The organism is Fusicatenibacter faecihominis, assembly GCF_020686945.1.
Lineage (GTDB): Bacteria > Bacillota > Clostridia > Lachnospirales > Lachnospiraceae > Limivivens > Limivivens faecihominis.
In genome coordinates this window covers 89,493-96,389 of the sequence record NZ_JAJEPR010000013.1, presented here as the reverse complement: position 1 = coordinate 96,389, position 6,897 = coordinate 89,493, and the positions used below count along the sequence as shown (strand labels likewise).

At 50.7% G+C, this 6,897-nt stretch carries 7 protein-coding genes; 4 read left to right on the top strand and 3 right to left on the bottom strand.

Annotated elements, in window-relative coordinates; genetic code table 11:
* Window positions 1–228: 228 nt before the first annotated feature.
* Window positions 229–981 (bottom strand): hypothetical protein, encoded by a 753-nt coding sequence (locus LKD71_RS09510; RefSeq protein WP_227615228.1) that lies wholly within the window; start codon window positions 979–981, stop codon window positions 229–231.
* Window positions 982–1,217: 236 nt separating this feature from the next.
* Between LKD71_RS09510 and vanR the strand changes: the two genes are divergently transcribed.
* From vanR to vanT, 4 genes are all read left to right on the top strand, one after another.
* Entirely contained in the window at window positions 1,218–1,913 is a 696-nt protein-coding gene (vanR, locus tag LKD71_RS09505) for a VanR-ABDEGLN family response regulator transcription factor (RefSeq protein ID WP_227615227.1), read from the top strand.
* Complete coding sequence (locus tag LKD71_RS18525) at window positions 1,900–2,991, top strand: sensor histidine kinase (protein ID WP_227615226.1); 1,092 nt, start codon at window positions 1,900–1,902, stop codon at window positions 2,989–2,991. Before vanR ends, LKD71_RS18525 begins: the two co-directional genes overlap by 14 nt.
* Window positions 2,992–3,125: 134 nt before the next feature.
* On the top strand, window positions 3,126–4,187 hold the full coding sequence (gene vanG / locus LKD71_RS09495) for a D-alanine--D-serine ligase VanG (RefSeq protein WP_227615225.1): 1,062 nt from the start codon (window positions 3,126–3,128) through the stop codon (window positions 4,185–4,187).
* Entirely contained in the window at window positions 4,180–6,297 is a 2,118-nt protein-coding gene (gene vanT / locus LKD71_RS09490) for a serine racemase VanT catalytic subunit (protein WP_227615224.1), read from the top strand. The genes vanG and vanT overlap by 8 nt, the downstream gene beginning before the upstream one ends.
* Window positions 6,298–6,470: 173 nt before the next feature.
* Here vanT and LKD71_RS09485 read toward each other — a convergent pair whose 3' ends face one another.
* Both LKD71_RS09485 and LKD71_RS18695 read right to left on the bottom strand, forming a co-directional pair.
* A complete protein-coding gene (locus tag LKD71_RS09485; RefSeq protein WP_227615223.1) occupies window positions 6,471–6,617 on the bottom strand; it encodes a hypothetical protein in 147 nt (48 codons plus the stop codon).
* A 35-nt stretch (window positions 6,618–6,652) separates the two neighbouring features.
* On the bottom strand, window positions 6,653–6,850 hold the full coding sequence (locus tag LKD71_RS18695; RefSeq protein ID WP_227615222.1) for a hypothetical protein: 198 nt from the start codon (window positions 6,848–6,850) through the stop codon (window positions 6,653–6,655).
* Window positions 6,851–6,897: the final 47 nt, after the last annotated feature.

Sequence of the window (6,897 nt, the reverse complement as noted above, 5' to 3'; positions counted from 1 at the left end):
AGTTACGATATTTTTATAAAAAATTGCGCGTCTAACTCATCACTGAAGTAACGAGAATGCGACGCGCAGTTATTCAACGTGAAGCGTCCATTTTTTATTCATTCAGGTCACCTCTTTCCCATAAAATATGCCTGTCTCTATACTAACATATATCAAATCCCCCTGTAAACCGCCAGATCCCCCACCTGCCATTTTTCACAGCAGACGGGGGATCCCATCAAAATTTCCTTATTTTGCTTCTTCCCAGACCAGCTGTCTTACGGCCTGGATCTTTGTGATCTTATCCTTCCGGTTCTGGCCGGTTCCGGTGCTCTTTACGAACAGCCGAACAACGCTGCCTTTTTTCAGCTCTGCCGTTGTGATGTCATGATTTTTCACATCCACAAGTTTTACCCGTTTCAAAGAAATCTCGTAATTTCGCTTGTGATTTTTATCCGCTTTGTAGGCGATCCCTTTTAAGGTATTTTTTGAAATTGAAGTGATCTTCAGCGGAAAATATCTCGAAACTTCCTCGCCGGTCTTCTTGGAAAAGGTGCTGTAGCTGCCGTCCGTATTGAGGATCTTGCCGGTCCGGCGGCGTCCATATTTATCAAAACAGTAATTTTTTCCCTTGATCTGATATATACCGTTTCGCAGAAGCTTTCCCCTGGAATTGTAGTAGTAATAATAGCTGCCCTTTTTCACCCAGCAGTTCTTTTTCTTTGCTGTGGCAGGTGTCGGATCAGGCCTGCCCTGGTATCCAGGCATCGTAAGATCGCCGTCAGCATCTTCCGGCTCGCCCGCCAAACCCTGCATCGTAAGGTCGCCCGTATCTTCACCCGGAACCGTTACCGTGAAATAGTTCTCCGCTCCTGTCGTCATGTCATACTCCACAAAATCCATGCTGTCCGCCGAAACTGTGTACGCGCTTCCGGGCAGGGTCCCCGCTGCCAGCATCGTCAGGAAACCAACCATAAACTTCTGAGCACTTCTTCTCTTCATAGTTCCACCTCCATTTTCTTGTAAATGCATTCACACTGCTTAACCGGTCATTTTAAAAATACCATTTTTTGCACACATTTTCAACCAGCCAGAGCCATTCTTTTGTGGAAATCCCCTATATTTTAAGATTTTTTTAAGAGAAAAAAGAGAATTTCAAGATTCTTTTTCCCTTGCATTTCCAAAATCAACCGCCTATAATCAGGAAAAGCAACTACCACACAAAAGGAAGAAAACACATGAACGAAAAAATTTTAGTCGTCGATGACGAAAAAGAGATCGCCGACCTTCTCGATGTTTATCTGAAAAACGACGGCTACACGGTTTACAAATTTTATAATGGGACAGATGCCTTGGCCTGCCTTAAGAAAACGTTGCCGGATCTTGCGATTCTCGACGTCATGCTTCCCGATATCGACGGTTTCCATATCTGCCAGAAAATCCGGGAAAGCTATTATTTTCCCGTCATTATGCTGACGGCAAAGATCGCGGACACCGACAAGATCATGGGCCTTACCATCGGCGCGGACGACTATATCACCAAGCCCTTCAACCCGCTGGAGGTCGTGGCCCGGGTCAAGACCCAGCTTCGCCGTTTCCAGCGCTACAATCCTGCCATAGGGCAGCCGCAGGAAAAGAACGAGTTTGATATCCGCGGCCTCATCATTAACAAAGATAGCCATCGCTGCACGCTTTTTGGAAAAGAGCTCTCTCTCACTCCCATCGAATTTTCCCTGCTCTGGTATCTCTGCGAGCATCAAGGCAGGGTTGTGAGTTCCGAGGAGCTTTTCGAGGCAGTCTGGAAGGAAAAATATCTGAACAGCAACAATACGGTCATGGCGCACATCGGCCGCCTGCGTGAAAAAATGAAGGAACCCGCGAAAAATCCGAAATTTATCAAGACTGTCTGGGGTGTCGGCTATGAAATCGAATAAAAAACGACAGTATTCCAAGCTGTCCAAACGAATCCTGAACCGCTTTTTTCTCTCCCTGCTGATCCTTTTAGCCGTCATGATGGGCGGTTATTTTCTGGCCTGGTTTATCTGCAAGCAGTTTATCTGGTATGACTACTCGCCTTTTTACAGTCTCTTCAAGACCCTGCAGATGCTCTCTCCCGTCATCGTCCTTGTCGTTATGGCCGTCGGCAGCATTACTTTTATGAGAAAAGCCATCGAAAAACCGCTGGAATACCTGGATACCGTCATCGACGCCTCCAAAACGCTGTCGGAACCGGAGGCCCCCGCCATTTCTCTCCCGGAAGAGCTCTCGGACGTGGAAAATGAGCTGAATCTGGCGCGAATCCAGTCTCAGGAAAATCTCCGCCTGAGAAAAGACGCAGAGCAGCGGAAAAATGACCTCATCATGTATCTGGCCCACGACCTGAAAACGCCCCTTTCCTCCGTTATCGGATATCTGACGCTTCTCCATGACGAGGGCGAGATTTCGCCAGAGCTCCGGGAAAAATATCTCTCCATCGCCCTTGACAAGGCGGAGCGCCTGGAGGATCTCATCAACGAATTTTTTGAGATCACCCGCTTCAACCTCTCGGAAATTTCGCTGGAGTATCATAAAATCGATCTCATCCGGCTTCTCGAACAGCTGGTTTTTGAGTTCAAACCCATGCTGAGCGGAAAAAATCTGACCTGCACGCTTCACACCCCGGAAAGCCTGCCACTTCACTGCGATCCGGACAAAATCCAGCGGGTCTTCGACAATCTCCTTCGAAACGCCGTTCTCTACAGTTACAAGAACAGCAACATCGACATCACCGCCCGGGTGCAGGAGGAGCAGGTGATCGTCACCTTCCAGAATCAGGGCGACGCAATTCCCCCGGAAAAACTGGCCCGGATCTTTGAGCAGTTCTACCGACTGGACACCGCGAGAAGTTCCAGCGGCGGCGCAGGCCTGGGTCTCGCTATCGCCAAACAGATCGTGAAGCTTCACGGCGGCTCCATCGACGCCGCCAACGGGGAGGACAGCATAATCTTTACCGTGACCCTTCCCCTTTCATAAGAAAAACTTAAGAATTTCCGCAGAGAAAAGAAGAAAAGCTGTGGGGACAAAGGAAGAATCCTGACTCCTGTTTTTGGTATGATTGCCATACGAAAAACAGGAGTTTTTCTTTTACACAGAAAGGATGAACATTGATGAATAAGAAAAAAATAGCCGTCCTCTTCGGCGGCCACTCCACAGAATATGAAGTTTCCCTCAAGTCCGCGGCCTCCGTTTTTGAGCACATCGACCGGACCCGATTTGACGTTTTCCCAATCGGCATCACGATGACCGGCGACTGGTATCATTACACCGGTGATCCGGCCCGCATCCCGGAGGGAACCTGGTGCGAGGACGCCGCTCATTTAAATCCTGTGGCCTTTTCCCAGAGCCGCTCCGTCGGTGGCTTTCTGGAACTGACGGATGGAAAATACATTCTTCAGAAGATTGATCTCGCCTTTCCCGTGCTCCATGGAAAAAACGGGGAGGACGGCACAGTCCAGGGGCTTCTGGAGGTTGCCGGCATTCCTCTGGTCGGCTGCGGCACCCTCGCCTCGGCGCTCTGCATGGATAAAGACCGGGCCCACAAACTCGTTTCTCTGGCAGGAATCTCCGTACCAAAAGCTCTCACTTTTAAAGAAAAAGATCTTCCAACGGCCACTCAGGAGATCAGAGAAAACTTAAGCTTTCCGGTCTTTGTCAAGCCAGTCCGCGCCGGTTCTTCCTTTGGCGTAACAAAGGTCATCTCCCCGGAGGAACTGGATGCAGCCATCCGCCTCGCTTTCCAGAATGATTCCGAGGTCATCGCTGAGGAAGCCATTGAAGGCTTTGAGGTGGGCTGTGCCATCCTCGGCAATGATGAACTCACCGTAGGCCGTGTGGATGAGATCGAGCTTTCCCAAGGTTTCTTCGACTACACCGAGAAATATACCCTGAAAACCTCGAAGATCCACATGCCAGCCAGAATCGACGAGATTACCGAGCGGCGCATTCAGAAAGTGGCAAAAACGATTTATCGGGCTTTAGGCTGCTCCGGCTTCGCCCGGGTGGATCTCTTCCTGACTCCCGATCAGAAAATCGTGTTCAACGAGGTCAATACGATCCCCGGCTTCACCTCCCACAGCCGCTATCCGAATATGATGAAGCGCATCGGCCTCTCTTTCCCGGAAATGCTGGCAAAACTCCTGGATTTATCCCTGGAAAAAATCGATGAGTAGAGAACGTTATGATACCGGCATCGACTGGCTGCGCCTTGCCGCCGCGATTCTCGTCATCGCCATCCACACCTCACCGCTGGCGGATTTCAGCGAGACCGGGAACTTTATCCTGACAAGGGTCCTGGCACGGATTGCGGTGCCTTTTTTCTTCATAACGAGCGGATATTTTCTCTTATCCAGGTATCACGATAGCGACCGGAAACTCCGTCATTTTCTGAAAAAGACCGGCTGGATCTATGGGGCTTCAATCCTTCTCTATCTCCCGCTGAACTTCCGCAATGGCTATTTTTCCCAGTCTCAGCTTTTGCCGGAGCTTCTGAAGGATCTTATTTTCGACGGAACCATGTACCATCTCTGGTATCTTCCGGCCTCCATGCTGGGCATGCTGATTGCCTGGAAACTTGTTGAAAAGCTGGATTTTTCCAAAGGACTGGTCATGGCCCTTCTTCTCTATCTGGTTGGTCTTTTCGGGGACAGCTATTACGTCGTCGTGGAAAAGCTACCGCTTCTGAAAGCTTTTTATGACCGGCTTTTTGAGCTCTTCGACTACACCAGAAACGGCCTCTTTTTCGCCCCGGTCTTTCTGATGCTGGGTGGCTTTATCGCCGATGAGAGGAGGAAGCTTTCTTCTGTCGAGGCCGGAGTTGGCTTTCTCATCAGTCTGGGACTGCTCCTCGCCGAGGCCCTAATTTTGCACAGACATGGTTTTCAGCGCCACGACAGCATGTATGTGTTTCTGCTGCCCGCCATGTACTTTCTGTTTCACCTGGTTCTGCTGTGGAAAGGCAGACGGATCCCGCTTCTCCGCCCTGCCTCGCTGGTTGTCTATCTCATTCATCCGCTGGTGATTGCGGCAGTGTGGCGTTTTTCCTCTCAGAACAGCCTGTTTCACTTTGGTCTCGTGTGCCTGCTCTCGCTTCTTTTCAGCTTTGCGATGGCCGCGCTCTGGCTGCGGTTCAGTTTTAAGAAACCACACAATCCGGAAAAAGACCGGGCTTACATCGAGCTCAATCTTGCAAACCTCACGCACAATGTCTCTGTCCTGAAAGCTGCCCTGCCGGCGAATGCCGAGCTTATGGGCGTTGTCAAACGTGAGGCCTACGGCCACGGTTCCTATGCCGTTGCCACTCACCTGGAAAAAACCGGGGTAAAGGCCTTCGCCGTCGCCACCATTGATGAGGGCATTGCGCTTCGCCGCTACGGAATCCGGGGTGAGATCCTGATTCTCGGGTTTACCGACGTTCGCCGGGCAAAGGAGTTGAAAACCTATCGACTCACGCAGACACTCATCGACTTTCCTTATGCGGAAAAACTGAACCGCCAAAAAATCCCAGTTTCCGTTCATATCGCCATCGACAGCGGGATGCATCGGCTGGGCCTGGATACTGACGATCTGGATGGCGTGCAGAAGCTTTTTCAGATGAAACACCTGCGTATACAAGGGATTTTCACTCATCTTTGCTGTGCTGACAGCCGGAAACCGGAGGATATCTCTTTTACTCGGAAACAGATCCGCAGCTTCTACGGACTCATCAGCCAGATGGAAACAGCTGGGCTTCCTATTCCCAAAATCCATCTTCAAAGCAGCTATGGCCTTCTCAATTACCCGGATCTTCCCTGCGATTATGTGCGGGCGGGCATTTCTTTATATGGAGTTTTCAGCTCTCCGGATGATCGGACGCTCTTGCAGCCAAAGCTCCGCCCGGTCCTTGCCCTGAAGGCGAAGGTCGTTCTGATCCGTGAGATTTCACGAGGTGAAACTGTGGGCTATGGCCGCACCTTCCGGGCTGAGCGGAACAGCCGCATCGCCATCCTGCCGATTGGCTACGGAGACGGCCTCCCGCGGAATCTCTCCGGGAAGGCCATGGTGCGGATCAGCACTCATCTTCTTCCCGTCATCGGGCGCATCTGTATGGATCAGCTCGCCATCGACCTCACCGGGGCAGACGACGTTTCCGTCGGCGACACCGCCATCCTCATCGACAACGCGGAAAACAGCCCTCTTCTCGCTCCCAATGTGGCCGCTCTCTCCGGCAGCATCAGCAACGAACTGCTCTGTCGGTTGGGGGCAAGGCTGCCGGTGGTGATCGCGGAGGAGGCCAAGGTATAAAACCTGATGTTGGATTGCTATCATTAAAAATGGACTGCATATTGTAAAACTTCAAAATAAGTCAAATACACCGCAAAAAATTGACTGCCAAGCTCCAAAAGCTTAAAGCAGTCAATTTTTATTTATCATACCATCATCTCAGATATATTTTCATCAATGCCCAACATCACTACTTATGAGAACAAACTCTTCACTCTGCTTAAGAGTGTCTCGCTTTCGGTCTCGGTCTCCGCTTCGGTTTCTTCTTCGGTGGTATCGGCTTTCTTGATGGCTTCTGTGTGGATGGCGAACTGTACCAGGCCGATGTCGGTGTTCTTCAAGGAGGTGAAGGAAACCGGCTCGTAATCTTTTCCGCTCAGGCCGTCGATGAGCTCGTCGATCTTATCCTCGATCTGGTCATCGATGTCGCTGGTCTTATCCTGGAACTCGGTGGTGCATCTTTCATCTCCTCACTGCCGTCCTTCAGTTCCCCGAGGCCGGATACCAGCTCTGCGGCTCCGTCATCCAGATCACCGAGACCGTCGCAGCAGTCGCCAGATATCCATGCAAGCATGGCTGCCTGGCTCGTTGCCTGCGAATATTAACACTTGTTTATTTTTG